Source organism: Rhodococcus sp. NPDC003322 (assembly GCF_053589555.1).
The window spans coordinates 297071-309445 of record NZ_JBSFSC010000004.1 but is presented as its reverse complement, the minus strand read 5'-3'; the positions used below and the strand labels follow the sequence as shown (position 1 = coordinate 309445).

The following is a 12375-nucleotide window of genomic DNA, read 5'->3' as shown; positions in this document are numbered from 1 at the left end:
AGAGGCGTATCGCCAGGTCGGAAGCGGTTACCGGCCGGTCATGTCAGCGTGTCGACGACGCTTCGAGCAGGTGCCCGAAGGCCGGAACCGCGTCCGTCATCCGTGCACGTCGTGCAGGTGATGGACCGGGTCGTGGAGGAAGTACACCGCCAGGGTCCGCACGGTGAACGCCGACCCGTCGCTGCGCAGCCCACGCCTCCCGAGCGCGTGATCCGGCACCGCAGCGAACGCGTCGGCGATCGCCTCGGCCGCGGCCCCGAGTTCTGCCGCCACCTCCCGCGGATCCTGCTCGTGGTAGCGCTCGGCGACCGCCGTCGCGTCCTGGTCCCAGTTCGCGAACTCGGGTTCGTCGCGGTCGAGCATCAGGGCCAGACGCTCACGGAAGATCCGCAACACGTCGCGCACGTGTGCGCCGTACTCGAGCGCCGACCACGTGTGCTCGTCGGGACGGACCGCGACGTCCGGGCGGGCGAACACCGCCGGCCAGCGCTCGGCATTGGCACGGACCAGCTCCGGCAACCGACCGAACTCGACCGTGGACGGGTCGAATCCACAGTCGGGGCAGGGTCGTTCGACGACCCAGGTCCAGTTCTTGGTGTCCGGAGTGATCGCCATGCGCCCACCCTACGCAGGTGTGCATGCACCGCAAGGACGGTCGGCGGACGCCCGAACGCCACCTGCCGCTCACCGCGGTCGGCGACCGTGAGCGCGCCACGCAACCGGGGTTCCTGGCTTCGCGCCGGGGGCGGCGGCGACCTGAGCGGTTGGGACCCGCACGACGCCGCGAGTTACCTCACCACCGTCGAGCAGGTCACCCGCGCCCAGACCGCGCTGCCCGGCGACGCCACGGTCGACGACGACTTCACCGCGGCCCAACTCGGCACCCTCACCCAGTGGAACGCCGGGAAGGCCGCGGACAAGGGCGAATTCGGCAAACTGTCGAAGCCGTACTCGGACGACAAGCCCGGCAAGATCGCGTACGCGCTGGAATACAAGGCGGCACACGGTAAGTGACGGTGGGGGCGTCCGCTCCCCCGAAGTGGACGCCCCCACCGTCGGTCGAATGTGTCTGCAGCGCTCAGGCGTCGACCAGTGCCGACGAGCCCGTCGGCACGGTCGTTCCCCCGTCGCCGGCCGGTTGGCTCGAGCCTGGTCGTCGGCGCAGCAGTCCGTCCACGGACAGCGCGCCGCCGCCGAGGAAGATCAGCAGGAACATCGCCCAGCAGAACAGTGCCGCGGATTCGCCGTCGTTCTGGATCGGCAGAGCGCCGTCGGCCTGGTGACTCCAGAAGTAGGCGTACGCCATCGAACCCGATCCGAGGAACGCGGCGGCCCTGGTGCCGAGGCCGAGGATCAGGGCCGCGCCACAGACGACCTGAATGACGGCGCCCCACCATCCGGGCCACGCACCGAACTGCGCGGTGTGGCCGCCGTACGGCTCGGCGGGCCAGGCCCACAGGCTGGTGGTGCCGTGACACAGGAACAGGAACCCGATCACGATCCGGAAGGCGGCGAGTGCGTAGTCGCGGGTCGAGTGTGCGCGCATGCGCGAAGTGTTTGTCACAACGACGAAGTTAAGCATGGCTAGCCTAACTACCGGCGAGTCAGGTTTTTCCCGACCGCCCACTCACCCCGCCCGGGTGGCTCGCCGACCTCGGCGAACCACCCGACGCCGTCAGAGATCGACGGTGAAGCTGTTCACCACCCGATCGGCGGCGGCGACGTCCGCCTCGCTGTTCGCCTGGACCGCCACCAGCGCGAGATAGCGGCCGCTGTCCGCCTGCGCCGCCACGAAGATGTACTTCGCCTTCTCCGGTCCGCAGTTCTCCCAGGCCTCGAAGCGGCCGGTGTGCAGGGCGTCGCTGTAGTCCATCCGTCCCCGGGACACGCAGCCGGCCGCCGGCAGGTCCTTGCCCGCCATGTTCAGCAGATCCTCCGGCGTGGAGTTCGCGACCGCCTCCTCGGACCCGAGCACCGTGGCGCCGACCGCCCCCCAGCCGTTCTTGTACTGGTCGAGATTCGAGCTGGCCTCCACCCCGAAGTAGGAGTTGCCCTTGTCGTCCACGAACTGTGTTCCGTCGACCTGGGACCACGACTCGGGCACCTGCACACTGACGACACCGGAATCGTCGGTCACCGTGGTGAACCCGGCGGCGGTGGCCTGAGCGGTCGGCGCCCCGGCGCCCCCGACCAGTCCGGAGCTGACCGTGGTGGTCGCCTCCAGCGGGTCGCCGTTGAACTGGCCGCGCAGGTAGGTGTCGGTGGCCGGCCGGTAGACCTCCACGGACAGGGTGGCGTCCTGGCCGTGGGTTTCGAGGACGTTGCAGTACTCGGAGAGCGTTCCGTCGGCGCCGAGGGCGACGCCCTCCATGTTGGTGAGCAGGTCGCCCGGTTCCACGCCGGCCTTGTCGGCGGATGATCCGGATGCCACCGAGTTGACCCAGATGCCCAGCCCCTCACCGTCGTCGGAGGTCACGGCCTCCCCGTTGATGCCGAGGCTGAGCACGTTCTTCCCGTCCCGGAGGTCGTCGACGACCCGGCGCACCTCGTCGCGATGGATCGCGAAGTTGGTGTCGTGCTGCTCGTCGCCCGCATAGTTGACGCCGACGAGGCGACCGTCCGGATCGACGAGTGGTCCACCGGAATTGCCGCTGCGGATCCGGGCGTCGTGCTCGATGACGTGCTCCAGCGACGCCCACGGTGTGTCGGCGGGGGTGTCCGCCTTGGACACGATGCCCTTCGTCATCGTGAACGTCGGATCGCCGAGCGGGTACCCCGCCGCGTACACCTCGTCGGCGGTGGCGACGTCGTCCTCACGAATCCCGATGTACGGCAGGTCGTTTCCGTCGATCTTCACGACGGCCAGATCGAGGCACTCGGAGGATCCCTTGACCTGGGCGTTGAGCGTCTTGCTCTGGTCGCCGCCCCGCCACACCTTCAGCGTGCCCGCGCCGGTGACCACGTGGTTGTTCGTCAGCGCGTAGCCGTCCGAGGAGATCAGGAAGCCCGATCCGCGTCCGGCCGCCTCGTAGGCACCCTCCTGCGGGGAGACGAAGGTGCCGACCGCCTCGAGCTGGATGGTCGCGGACTGCAGGTCGTCGAACCCGACGCCACCGTCAGAGGCATCGGCGTCGCCCATCGAGAAGGAGAACGAGCAGGAGGACAGCAGCAGCGCGCCGGCCACGAGCCCGGCCGAGGCGCCGATACGTGCTCGGCCCGGGAGTCGGCGGTGCGAAATGTGTTTCATGGTGCTCCTGTGGAGAAAGCGCGGGCGGCGCGGGAAGGTCAGGTGAGCTCGCCCACGGCGATGACGCAGGGGGTGTCGGTCAGCCTGCCGGGACCGGGTGTCCCGAGGACAGAGTCAGCAGTCCTGATGTCGCGGGAACCTTTTCGGCCCACGGGCCGGGACCGGCGCCGGCTCCACGCCGGACGTTGCCGCAGCTGAATTCGTCACCGGCTCAGCGTTCGCGATCCGGCACGCCGGAGCCATCCCAGGTTTCTGGGGAGTTCCCCGGCCGGGAATCTGGGGGTGCCGCGCGGCCGGCAGCCGACCCCTGCGGGCACGGTATCGCGGCGACGCCGAACTGCGGGGCCACTTCGGGCAACGACGCGGCCTGTCGCGACACCGACATCGCACGCGTCGGCCCTCCGGTTCGAGGCAGCAGTGCCTCCGTCGCCTGCCGTGCGGGAGGCAGGCGACTCGCGTGACGAAAGCAGGTATGTGACCAGGTAGTTCCACGCATGACCCCAGGCGCAGCGCGACCGAAGATGTGACCTGCCGCACATGGCCGACACCGTCGAACGCATCCACCAGGGTGAGATCGGCGACTGGATTCACGCACTGGCTCGGTTGGGTCTGTTCCCCAACTATGTCGTTGCACATGCCGCGCACGCCTGGCGTCACAACCCGCGTTGCCTGCTGGACGCTCTGCTCGGGGATACCGACGAAGCGACCGTCAAACGCTACGACGCCGCCTGGGAAGCACTGAACCGCACCCAGCGGACCGGGTGCGGGGCCTGAACTGCAACAACTTCCGTGGGGCGGGCGGGGCTCGAACCCGCGACCAATGGATTATGAGTCCACGGCTCTAACCGACTGAGCTACCGCCCCATCCGCCCGCTTGCGGGCGCACCGAATGCTACCGGTGCACCCCCGACGGACCCGCAGCGGGCGGATGTCCGGGTCAGGTGTCTCCCCGTCGACTACGCCATCGCCACCACGAGCAGGACGGCCGATGCGACGACCGCGACCGCAATGAGCATCGCCAGCACGAACTGCGCCCGCGCCACCCGCTCGTCGGCATCGCGCGGTGCCAGCAGATGTGTGTTGGACAGAGTTCGCGAATTCTGCATCTTCTTCCTCGCCCTTCGTCGACAATGCGAGCGTTCCACCCTCGACACGGCGACAACAGGGGCGAAGGTCCCTGATCGTCCCCGGAGGCCGGTATGAGTTGAGTCACGTCCGGCCCCGGGGCGACGCCGCGGACGACGAAGGTCCCCGACCTGCGTACACAGGTCGGGGACCTTTGCCGTTCCCGTACGCCGCACGGAAACGAAAAAACCCCTCCACCTGCGCGAAGCAGATGGAGGGGTTTTCGCGGCTCCCCCGGCTGGACTCGAACCAGCAACCGTCCGATTAACAGTCGGAAGCTCTGCCAATTGAGCTACAGGGGATTACCTTCGGCAGCCGGTGTTTCTCTCTTGGCTGCGGAACAGACTTTAACCCATAGACCCACCCTGGTACCAAATCGCCTGCCCGTGGGCCGGTCAGGCACACTTGGTCAGGCCGTTCGACAGGAGGGAAAGCAGTTCATGATGCGCTTGTTGATCGGGGTCGCGGCGGGATACGTGCTCGGCACGAAGGCCGGCCGCGCCCGCTACGAACAGATCACCCGGACCACGAAGGCGATCATCGAGAGCCCGGCGACGAAGAAGGCGATCGAGGTGGGCAGGCAGAAGCTCTCCGACAGCCTGAACCCGCAGCCGAAGCTCGAGCCTCTCAAGCCGATCGACGAGAACACGCAGATCTACGTGCCCCGCGACCGCCTGTAGGGCGGACCGCGGTCCTCAGAGGTCCTCGGCGTTGTCGCCGACGGCCTGCTCGAGGAGGCTGCGCCGGTACTGCTCGAGCGCGACGAGGTCGCCGAACAGCGACATGTACTCGTCCGGCCGGTCGGCCTGGGACATGCGCTGCAGGCGCGACTTGAGGTCGGCGACCTGCTGACCCACCCAGACCTCCTGCAGGCGCGCGAGGACGCGCGGCACGTAGTCGGGAACGTCGGAGGCCCGGATCGGTTCGACGGCCAGTTCCGTGACCAACGACTGCAAGGGGTCGGCGAGCTTGGCGACCGCGTCCATCCACTCGGCGCCGCCGAGACCTGCGGCGGTGCCGCCCGCGTCGGCCATCGCCTGCCGCACGAGCGCGTACGCCGGGTGGGTGAAGGTCTCCGGGGGCAGCGAGTCGAACACGGACCCGGCGATCTCCGGGTGCTGCAGCGCGGCCTTGAGGGCGTCGCGCTGCGGCCACAGCGTCGGGTCGCGGGGGTTGGGGCGCGGCGGCCCGGCGGGCGCCGCCGGCGCCTGCGGTTCCTCCCGGAACCTCTTCTCCGGCTCCGCCTTCCCGCGGTGGGACGCGGCACGACGGGACTCGTCCCGGACCCGCCGCACCACCGCGGAGATGTCGTCCCAGCCGATCCAGCCGGCGAGCTGGCGCGCGTAGTCCTCCCGCAGAGCCGCGTCCTTGATCCGCGCCACCACGGGCACCGTCCGCCGCAGCGCCTGCACCCGCCCCTCGGCGGTCTCCAGATCATGTTCGGCCAGTAGCGATTTCACGACAAACCGGAACATCGGGACGCGGCGGGCGACGAGGTCGCGGACCGCGGCGTCACCGGACGCCTGCCTCAGCTCGCACGGATCCATCCCGTCCGGTGCGACGGCCACGAAGGACTGTCCGGCCAACTTCTGGTCGCCCTCGAACGCCTTCATCGCCGCGGCCTGCCCCGCCGCGTCCCCGTCGAATGTGTAGATCACCTCGCCGCGGAAGTAGCTGTCGTCCATCAGGAGGCGACGCAGCATCGCCAGGTGGTCGTCACCGAACGCGGTGCCACACGCCGCGACCGCGGTCGTGACCCCCGCCAGGTGCATCGCCATCACATCGGTGTAGCCCTCGACGACGACCGCCTGGTGGCCCTTGGCGATGTCCCGTTTGGCGAGGTCGAGGCCGAACAGCACCTGCGACTTCTTGTACAGCATGGTTTCCGGGGTGTTGATGTACTTGCCCGGCATGGTGTCGTCGTCGAACAGCTTGCGGGCACCGAACCCGATCACGTCGCCGCCCAGGTTGCGGATCGGCCACACGAGGCGGCGCCGGAACCGGTCGATCGGGGTGCCCCGCTTGCCCGGCGTGGCCAGGCCGGCGTCGATGATCTCCTTGGCCTCGAAGCCCTGCGTCAGCAGGTGCTTGGTCAGGGTGTCCCAGCCGTCGGGGGCATAGCCGCAACCGAACGTCAGCGCCGCCTGACCGTCGAAGTTGCGTTCGGTCAGGTAGTCGCGCGCGGTCTGGGCGTCCGGTTCCCGCAGCCGGGCGGCATAGAACTGCTGCGCGGCCGCGTTCGCCGCGACGAGCCGGGCCCGGGTGCCGCGGTCGCGCTGGACGGACGGCCCGCCGCCCTCGTAGGAGATGGTGTAGTTGATCCGGTCCGCGAGCTGTTCGACCGCCTCGACGAACGAGATGTGCTCGATCTTCTGCAGGAACGAGTAGACATCGCCGCCCTCGCCGCAGCCGAAGCAGTGGAAGGTGCCGTGGTTGGGGCGGGCGTGGAACGAGGGGGACTTCTCGTCGTGGAACGGGCACAGGCCCTTCATCGAGTCGCCGCCGCTGTTCTTCAGCGCGACGTACTCCCCCACGATGTCCTCGATGCGGGTGCGTTCCCGAATGGCCGCGATGTCTCGTTCAGGAATTCGGCCGGCCACGAGCACAGTCTAGGTGCACGTTCCGGGAACCCCGCACGGTGGACGACCTAGGATTCGCGCCATGTCGCCTTCCTCACGCCGGTGGGTGCGCCGCACCGCCATCGGCGTCGCCGTCCTCGTCCCCGTCGCCGCGGTCGCGTTCTTCGCGCTCGCCCCCGGAATCGTCGAGCGAGCGCAGAACAAGACCATCGACACGGCACTGCCGGAGATCGCCCCGCAAACCCGCGAACTGCACGACAGCCTGCAGATCGTGGACATGCACTCGGACACCCTGATGTGGGACCGCGACCTGCTCGAGCGGTCCTCCCGCGGCCACATGGACCTGCCGCGCCTGCAGGACGGCAACGTGGCCCTGCAGGTGTTCTCGTCGGTGTCGAAGTCGCCGAAGGGGCAGAACTACGACTCGAACACCGGCGAGACCGACAACATCACCCTGCTGACCATCGCTCAGCTGCAGCCGCCGCGCACGTGGGGGTCGCTGCTGGAACGCTCGCTGTACCACGCGGAGAAGCTGGAGACGGCGGCCGCGGACTCCGACGGGCGGCTGCGGGTCGTGCGCACCCGGGACGACCTCGAGGCGCTGCTCGCGGATCGGGCGGCAGGCCTGGACGTGACCGGCGCGCTGTTCTCGGTCGAGGGCCTGCAGAACCTCGAGGGGCGAATCGAGAACTTCGACCGGCTCTACGACGCGGGCATGCGGATGGCCGGCTTCACCCACTTCTTCGACAACGAGGTCGCCGGCTCGATGCACGGGGTGGACAAGGACGGGTTGACCGACTTCGGACGGCAGGTGTTCGAGCAGATGGAGCAGCGCGGGGTGATCGTCGACATCGCGCACGCGAGCCACCCGGCGATCGCGGAGATGCTGACGAGGGCGACGAAGCCGGTCGTAGCCAGCCACGGTGGCGTCCAGGCCACCTGCGACGTCAACCGCAACCTGACCGACGACGAGATCCGCGGGGTGGCGGCGACCGGCGGCGTCGTCGGCATCGGCTACTGGGACGCCGCGGTGTGCGAGCTGACCCCCGCCGCGGTGGTCGACGCGATCGAGCACGTGATCGCCGTCGGCGGCCTGCAGACCGCCGCGCTAGGCAGTGACTACGACGGTTCCACCACGGTCGCCTGGGACACCGGCGAGATCGCGGTGATCACCCAGGAACTGCGCGATCGCGGGCACAGCGACGACGACATCCGCGCGATCATGGGCGGCAACACGTTGCGGGTGATTGCACAGACGCTGCCCGGTTAGTCGCCTCGCGCCTAACCCCAGGCCGCCTGCGCGCCGAGGCTCTGCTTGTCGACGCGTTCGAGACGGCTCTCGGTGTAGGAGGCGATCTGGTCGACGATCACCCGGGTGCGGGCGCCGTCGTCACCGGCCCGCTCCCACGCCGGCAGCAGGATCGGGTCCAGACAGCTCGGCGCGGTCTGCGTCAGCCACTGCGCGACGCGGTGGATGCGGTCCCGCTGCCGGTCCTGCCGGGTGCGGTGCCCCGCGTCGGACATCACGTACCGCAGCGCGACGGTCTTGAGCAGTGCCACCTCCGCCGCCACGACCGGCGGGATCTCCAGGTCGGCGGCGTACCGGGACAGCGGACCGTCGCCGGCGACCTGCCGGGTCGCGGTGACCGCTGCGGTCGCGAACCGGCCGACCAGCTCGCTGGTGAGGTTCTTCAGCGCCACCGACGAGCCGAGGGTGCCGTCGTAGCGTCCGACCTCGACGACCACCGGCAGCACCGACAGCCGGCTCGCGGCCTCGACCAGGTCGTCGGCCACGAGCCCTCGGAACTCGGCGGCACCCATCTCGGCGAGCGCACGGCGTTCGGCGGGGTCGGCGAGCGCGCGCAGGTCGATCCGGCCGGCGATCACCCCGTCCTCGACGTCGTGCACGGAATACGCGACGTCGTCGGCCCAGTCCATCACCTGCGCCTCGAGGCACCGCCGGATGCCGGGAACGCCGTCCCGCACCCGTGTTGCAGGGTCGCCTTCGCGCACCCAGGCGAGGATCTCGGCGTCGTCGTCGTACGCCCCGAACTTCGCGCCCGGCTCCGGACGGGTCCACGGATACTTGATCGCGGCGTCGAGGGCGGCGCGGGTCAGGTTCAACCCGACACTGACACCGTCCGGTCCGAGGACCTTCGGTTCCAGACTGGTGAGAATCCTCAGGTTCTGCGCGTTGCCCTCGAAACCGCCGCAGTCGGCGGCCACCTCGTCGAGGGCCTTCTCCCCGTTGTGTCCGTACGGGGGGTGCCCGATGTCGTGGGCGAGGCCCGCCAGGTCCACCAGGTCCGGATCGCAGCCGAGGCCGTCGGCGATGCCCCGGCCGATCTGCGCCACCTCGATCGAGTGCGTCAGCCGGGTGCGCGGGGTGTCACCGTCCCGCGGCCCCACCACCTGCGTCTTGTCCGCCAGCCGGCGCAGCGCGGCGCTGTGCTGCACCCGCGCCCGGTCGCGGGAGAAGTCGCTGCGCGAGGACGAGGTGCCCGGCAGCCCGGCCGTCTTCGGCGCCTCGGCGACACGCCGGTCGAGGTCGTGCTCGGTGTACGCGGACACGGTCACTGCACCGCCGTGTACGGGAAGTCGGCGGAGAAGTGGGTCAGCTGGTACCACAGCAATGCACCTGTCTCCCTGGCAATTCCGTGCAACTGCGACTCCCGGGTGAACACGGCGGGCCCCTGCCGGGTCGGCGCCGTCCACGCCTCGAGGCCGGCGTCCCGGGCCATCGTGCGGGTGCGCAACGAATGCCACGGGTCGCTGACCAGGACCGCGGACGTCATCGAGTGCTCCCCCATCACCCGGCTGACGCCCTCGATGCTGCGGAGCGTGTCCGACCCTTCCTCGACCGCGATGATCCGGTCCTCCGGAACGCCCCGGGAGATCAGGTAGTTCTTGCCGGACGCCGCCTCGGTGTACAGGTCACCGACCTGCTTACCGCCGACCGTCACCACCGTCGGCGCGACGCCGCGCTCGAACAGTTTCACGGCCTGCTCGAGCCGGGCCTCGAACACCGACGACGGGGTCCCCGAGTACTGGGCCGCGCCGAGCACCACGATCGCGTCCGCGGACCGGGTGTCGTTGATCCGCGCCACCTGCCACACCCGCACCGCGGTCCCCCCGACCAACAGCAGTCCGATCAGGAGGGCCCCGACCACCGCACGCCGCAGCCACCGGGCCACGGTGCCGGTGAACCCGAGACGCTCGTCGTCGTGGGGGCGTGCTGCTGCGTAACTCACTCCACAAGTCTGCCAGCCGACGGGCGCGACACCGGTCACCGCCGCCCCGGCGGCGCCGCGGCCGGTCGGTGACGAAGGACATGCGGTGACAGCACCGTTCGATGTCACCGCTATCGACGCCGCAACCGATAGATTCGTGATCATGTCACTCGCACACCCCGTCGTTGCCGGTCGACGCAGGGGCGCGGTCGCCGCGGCCTTCGCCTTCGTGGCCACCCTGATCGCCCTGCTCGGTCTGCCCGCCACCGCCGCAGCGGACGCCCCGTCGCGGCTGCCCTCCCAGATCACCGATCCGAACGGGGTGCTCGACGGGTCCGAACGCGCCGACGTCCAGGCCGCGCTGGACAGCCTGTTCGACGAGCACCAGGTGCAGTTGTGGGTGGTGTACGTCGACTCGTTCGACGGCGTGGACGCCGACGCGTGGGCCGGCCGCACGGAGCAGCTGAGCAGCCTCGGCAACGGGACCGCCCTGCTGGCCGTCGCGACCGGGGACCGCGCGTACTCGTTCAGTGTCCCGTCCGGGATCTCCGGAGTGTCCGCGTCCGAGGTCGAGGACATCGAACGGAACGCGATCGTGCCGGCGCTGCGCCAGGAGGACTGGGCCGGCGCCGCGGTGTCCGCCGCCGGCGGGCTGTCCGACGCGATGTCGTCGACCGGATCCGGTTCCGGCGTCAAGTATCTGGTGATCGGCGGCGCGGTCGTCGTGGTCGCGGGTGGCGCGGTGCTCTACACCCGCCGCCGCAAGAGCACGGCGGGACGCGGCAGGTCCGGCAACGCCGAGATCGACTGGACCGACCCGGCCGCGGTGGCGACGCTGCCGATCGCCGCCCTCGACGCCCGCGCCAAGGAGGTCCTCGTCGAGACCGACAACGCGATCCGCACCAGCGAGGAGGAACTGAACCTCGCCCGCGGCGAGTTCGGCGATGCCGCGACCGCCCCGTTCACCGCCGCATACGAGAGCGCCAAGTCGACTCTCGCGTCGGCGTTCACGATCCGGCAGCGGCTCGACGACGACATCCCGGAGACCCCGGACCAGCAGCGCGACATGCTCGTCGAGCTGATCGCCACCTGCAGCCGCGCCGACCGCGAGCTCAACGACCGGGTGACCGAGTTCGACGGCATGCGGGACCTGCTGATCGACGCCCCGGCCCGGCTCGACGCGCTCACCCAGCGGACGGTCGAGATGACGGTCCGGATCCCCGATTCGGAGAAGACCCTGGTCTCGTTGCGCAGCGAGTTCCCCGCTCCCGCACTGGCCTCGGTGGACGGCAACATCGCGCTGGCGCGTGAGCAACTGGCGTACGCCGACCAGAACATCACCGCGGGCCGGGAGGCCGCGAGCAGGCCCGCGGGCAAGCAGGGCCCGGCGGTCGTCGCGATCCGGGCCGCCGAGGGTGCTCTCGACCAGGTCCGGGAACTGCTCGACGGAATCGACCACGCCGCGGAGAACATCCGAACCGCGATGGCGACGCTGCCCGCCGCGATCGAGGACGCCCGCAAGGACATCACCGACGCCGACGCCCTCGCCACGCACGGCGGCGCGGACCTGGCTGCCGCGAAGGCCGCCGCACAGGCGGCTCTCGCGAAGGCGGAGGCCACTCGCGACAGCGACCCGCTCGGTGCGTTCACAGAACTCGCCAAGGCCGACGCCGCGCTCGACGAGGTGATCGCCACCGCGACCGAGGCCAAGGCCACCGCCGAACGGACGGCGCAACGTCTGACGCAGGACATCACCGCTGCGCAGGCCCAGATCACCGCGGCCACCGACTTCATCGCCACGCGGCGCGGCGCGGTCGGCGCAGAGGCCCGCACCCGCCTGTCCGAGGCGCAGCGACACCTCGACGGCGCGCGGCAGCTCGCCCAGTCCGATCCGTCGCAGGCCCTGCAGCACGCGAAGGCCGCAGGCGACCTCAGCGGCCGGGCCCTGCGACTGGCCCAGTCGGACGTCCAGCAGTGGGAGGCCAGCTGGCGGCCGCAGCAGCAGCAGTCGAGCATGAACGGAGCGATCCTCGGCGGCATCCTGATCGACTCGATGATGCGCGGCGGCATGAGCGGCGGCTGGGGCAACCGCGGCGGCGGCTACCGGAGCGGCGGCGGCCGGGGGCCCGGATCGTTCGGCGGCCCCAGCAGTTCCGGCCGGATCAGCCGCAGCGGACGGTTCTAGGGACCGATG

At 70.2% G+C, this 12375-nt stretch carries 12 protein-coding genes and 2 tRNA genes; 5 read left to right on the top strand and 9 right to left on the bottom strand.

Annotated features, from left to right (window positions below; all coding sequences use genetic code 11):
• Window positions 1-96 precede the first annotated feature (96 nt).
• Window positions 97-615 (bottom strand): DinB family protein, encoded by a 519-nt coding sequence (locus ACWDUM_RS17730; protein ID WP_450134960.1) that lies wholly within the window; start codon window positions 613-615, stop codon window positions 97-99.
• A gap of 87 nt (window positions 616-702) precedes the next feature.
• Between ACWDUM_RS17730 and ACWDUM_RS17725 the strand changes: the two genes are divergently transcribed.
• Complete coding sequence (locus tag ACWDUM_RS17725) at window positions 703-1014, top strand: hypothetical protein (protein ID WP_450134959.1); 312 nt, start codon at window positions 703-705, stop codon at window positions 1012-1014.
• A gap of 64 nt (window positions 1015-1078) precedes the next feature.
• Here the strand turns inward: ACWDUM_RS17725 and ACWDUM_RS17720 are convergent, their stop codons facing one another.
• Together ACWDUM_RS17720 and ACWDUM_RS17715 are read right to left on the bottom strand one after the other, a co-directional pair.
• Entirely contained in the window at window positions 1079-1546 is a 468-nt protein-coding gene (locus tag ACWDUM_RS17720; RefSeq protein WP_450134958.1) for a DoxX family protein, read from the bottom strand.
• Between the two features lie 129 nt (window positions 1547-1675).
• Entirely contained in the window at window positions 1676-3247 is a 1572-nt protein-coding gene (locus ACWDUM_RS17715) for a S1C family serine protease (protein ID WP_450134957.1), read from the bottom strand.
• 537 nt (window positions 3248-3784) lie between these two features.
• Here ACWDUM_RS17715 and ACWDUM_RS17710 point away from each other — a divergent pair.
• Window positions 3785-4021 carry a hypothetical protein gene (locus ACWDUM_RS17710; RefSeq protein WP_450134956.1) on the top strand — a complete coding sequence of 79 codons (237 nt, stop codon included), beginning with the start codon at window positions 3785-3787 and terminating at the stop codon, window positions 4019-4021.
• A 16-nt stretch (window positions 4022-4037) separates the two neighbouring features.
• Here ACWDUM_RS17710 and ACWDUM_RS17705 read toward each other — a convergent pair.
• From ACWDUM_RS17705 to ACWDUM_RS17695, 3 genes are all read right to left on the bottom strand, one after another.
• Window positions 4038-4111 (bottom strand) — tRNA-Ile (locus ACWDUM_RS17705).
• Window positions 4112-4203: 92 nt separating this feature from the next.
• Window positions 4204-4353, bottom strand: a complete 150-nt coding sequence (locus ACWDUM_RS17700) for a hypothetical protein (RefSeq protein ID WP_450134955.1) — start codon at window positions 4351-4353, stop codon at window positions 4204-4206.
• 248 nt (window positions 4354-4601) lie between these two features.
• Window positions 4602-4674, bottom strand: a tRNA-Asn gene (locus ACWDUM_RS17695).
• A 138-nt stretch (window positions 4675-4812) separates the two neighbouring features.
• On the opposite strand from ACWDUM_RS17695, the gene ACWDUM_RS17690 reads away from it, so the two are divergent.
• The gene (locus ACWDUM_RS17690; RefSeq protein ID WP_450112768.1) at window positions 4813-5052 is read left to right on the top strand and encodes a hypothetical protein; all 240 of its coding nucleotides are present in this window, start codon (window positions 4813-4815) and stop codon (window positions 5050-5052) included.
• Between the two features lie 15 nt (window positions 5053-5067).
• Here the strand turns inward: ACWDUM_RS17690 and dnaG are convergent, their stop codons facing one another.
• Window positions 5068-6972, bottom strand: a complete 1905-nt coding sequence (gene dnaG / locus ACWDUM_RS17685; protein ID WP_450134954.1) for a DNA primase — start codon at window positions 6970-6972, stop codon at window positions 5068-5070.
• 61 nt (window positions 6973-7033) lie between these two features.
• Between dnaG and ACWDUM_RS17680 the strand changes: the two genes are divergently transcribed.
• The gene (locus tag ACWDUM_RS17680) at window positions 7034-8221 is read left to right on the top strand and encodes a dipeptidase (protein ID WP_450134953.1); all 1188 of its coding nucleotides are present in this window, start codon (window positions 7034-7036) and stop codon (window positions 8219-8221) included.
• An 11-nt stretch (window positions 8222-8232) separates the two neighbouring features.
• On the opposite strand, the gene ACWDUM_RS17675 is transcribed toward ACWDUM_RS17680, so the two are convergent.
• Both ACWDUM_RS17675 and ACWDUM_RS17670 read right to left on the bottom strand, forming a co-directional pair.
• Entirely contained in the window at window positions 8233-9528 is a 1296-nt protein-coding gene (locus tag ACWDUM_RS17675; RefSeq protein ID WP_450134952.1) for a deoxyguanosinetriphosphate triphosphohydrolase, read from the bottom strand.
• Window positions 9525-10202, bottom strand: a complete 678-nt coding sequence (locus ACWDUM_RS17670) for a YdcF family protein (protein WP_450112764.1) — start codon at window positions 10200-10202, stop codon at window positions 9525-9527. The genes ACWDUM_RS17675 and ACWDUM_RS17670 overlap by 4 nt, the downstream gene beginning before the upstream one ends.
• 142 nt (window positions 10203-10344) lie before the next feature.
• Here ACWDUM_RS17670 and ACWDUM_RS17665 point away from each other — a divergent pair, with 142 nt between their 5' ends.
• On the top strand, window positions 10345-12366 hold the full coding sequence (locus ACWDUM_RS17665) for a TPM domain-containing protein (protein WP_450134951.1): 2022 nt from the start codon (window positions 10345-10347) through the stop codon (window positions 12364-12366).
• The last annotated feature ends 9 nt before the right edge of the window (window positions 12367-12375 follow it).

Excerpts from the sequence above, each read along its gene's own strand:
- ACWDUM_RS17730 (WP_450134960.1), bottom strand. The coding sequence starts at position 615 with ATGGCGATCACTCCGGACACCAAGAACTGGACCTGGGTCGTCGAACGA.
- ACWDUM_RS17720 (WP_450134958.1), bottom strand. The coding sequence starts at position 1,546 with ATGCGCGCACACTCGACCCGCGACTACGCACTCGCCGCCTTCCGGATC.
- ACWDUM_RS17715 (WP_450134957.1), bottom strand. The coding sequence starts at position 3,247 with ATGAAACACATTTCGCACCGCCGACTCCCGGGCCGAGCACGTATCGGC.
- ACWDUM_RS17710 (WP_450134956.1), top strand. The coding sequence starts at position 3,785 with ATGGCCGACACCGTCGAACGCATCCACCAGGGTGAGATCGGCGACTGG.
- ACWDUM_RS17700 (WP_450134955.1), bottom strand. The coding sequence starts at position 4,353 with ATGCAGAATTCGCGAACTCTGTCCAACACACATCTGCTGGCACCGCGC.
- ACWDUM_RS17690 (WP_450112768.1), top strand. The coding sequence starts at position 4,813 with ATGATGCGCTTGTTGATCGGGGTCGCGGCGGGATACGTGCTCGGCACG.
- ACWDUM_RS17680 (WP_450134953.1), top strand. The coding sequence starts at position 7,034 with ATGTCGCCTTCCTCACGCCGGTGGGTGCGCCGCACCGCCATCGGCGTC.
- ACWDUM_RS17665 (WP_450134951.1), top strand. The coding sequence starts at position 10,345 with ATGTCACTCGCACACCCCGTCGTTGCCGGTCGACGCAGGGGCGCGGTC.